Genomic DNA, 1,489 nt, shown 5'->3' with positions numbered 1-1,489 from the left:
GCCGTGCCGCTCTCGCGTTGCTGCCCGCGGCCGTGCCCCTCGCGGCGATCCCCTACCTCGGCACTCACACCAGACGGCACCCGCTGGTCGCGCTCGCCGCTGCTCCCTTCATCGTCGCGGGGCTGGTGCTCTCGCGATCCGCCGCCGACCGGAAGTGAAACGTATGGAACTGCTCGATGCCATCCGACGCCGCAAGACCACGAACGGCGCGTTCCTGCCCGACCCCGTCTCCGAGGATCACCAGCGCATCCTCCTGGAGGCCGCAGGGCGTGCCCCCTCGCAGCTGAACAGTCAGCCCTGGCGGTTCGTCGTGATCGAGAGTCGCGACACGATCGAGCAGATCGCCCGCATCTCGGGGGAGAGCATGACCGAGGCGATGTCGAACGGTACGTTCTTCGAGCGCTACAAGCCCTACTTCCGCTTCAGCCAGGCCGAGATGGAGGAGAAGCGCAGCGGCATGCTGTTCGACAAGCTGCCCGCCGCTCTTCGGCCGTTCACGAGTCAGGTGTTCACCAAGCGCGGGCAGACGCTCATGAACACCTTCGGGGTGCCGAAGACCCTCGGCGCCGAGAACCGGAAGCTCGTCGCGGGATCACCGCTGCTGCTGGGCGTGATGCTCGACCGCAGCGAGTACCGGCCGGTACAGCTCTCCTCGTTCTACTCGGTGTTCAGCATGGGCGCGGCGATGGAGAACGTTTGGCTCACCACGGTCGAGCTCGGCATGGGCATCCAGTTCATCTCGTTCCCGATGGAGGTTCCGGGGCGCTGGGAGGAGATCGTGCAGCTGCTGCGGGTGCCGGACGACCTCGAGCTCATGGCCGTCTATCGGCTGGGCTACCTGCCGCCGGAGCAGCGTCGACCCGCCATCGACTGGTCGAGCAGTCAGCGTTTCGTGAAGCCGGTCGGGTTCTCGAAGGGATGCGCGGAGTTGGCGTTGAAGAAGCCGCCGCCGTTCGTGCCCAGGAGCTTGATCGCCTCCTGCGAGGCGACCGGACCGCCGGGGATGGTCTGGGTGCCACCGGAGACGGTGGTGATGTCGGTGAAGCCGGCGAAGTTCTGGATCACGCCGCCGGCGAGCAGCGCCACCGCGCCGATCAGGGCGATCGGCAGCAGGATGCGCCCGAGGCCGCGGATCAGGTCGACCCAGAAGTTGCCGATGGTGGTCGAACCGCGACGGGCGAGACCGCGGATCAGCGCGATCGCGATCGTGAGGCCGACAGCTGCCGAGACGAAGTTCTGCACCGTGAGGCCTGCGAGCTGCACGGTGTAGCCCACGGTCTGCTCGGGGGAGTAGGACTGCCAGTTGGTGTTCGCCACGAACGAGGCGGCGGTGCCGGAGGGCCTGTCGTTCAACACCGCCGACGGAGGACACCATGGAAACATTCGACGTCGACGAGCGTTGGCCAGAGCTGTTCACACAGCTGAACGAGGCGCAGCGCACCGCCGTGATCCAAACCCTCGCGTCCTCCTGGCATGAAGGCTGGGAGCC

2 pseudogenes are annotated in these 1,489 nt (G+C 67.0%); one reads left to right on the top strand and one right to left on the bottom strand.

The window, feature by feature from the left end:
* Positions 1-163: 163 nt before the first annotated feature.
* Positions 164-889: pseudogene (locus tag KZA10_RS14965) on the top strand (nitroreductase family protein); the annotation flags it as partial.
* 2 nt (positions 890-891) lie between these two features.
* Here KZA10_RS14965 and KZA10_RS14960 read toward each other — a convergent pair.
* A pseudogene (locus tag KZA10_RS14960) lies at positions 892-1,332 on the bottom strand (potassium-transporting ATPase subunit KdpA); the annotation flags it as partial.
* Positions 1,333-1,489: the final 157 nt, after the last annotated feature.

The sequence above is a fragment of the Microbacterium sp. BF1 genome, assembly GCF_019279095.1.
Classification (GTDB): Bacteria; Actinomycetota; Actinomycetes; order Actinomycetales; family Microbacteriaceae; genus Microbacterium; species Microbacterium maritypicum.
This window is presented reverse-complemented; position numbering and strand designations above follow the sequence as displayed.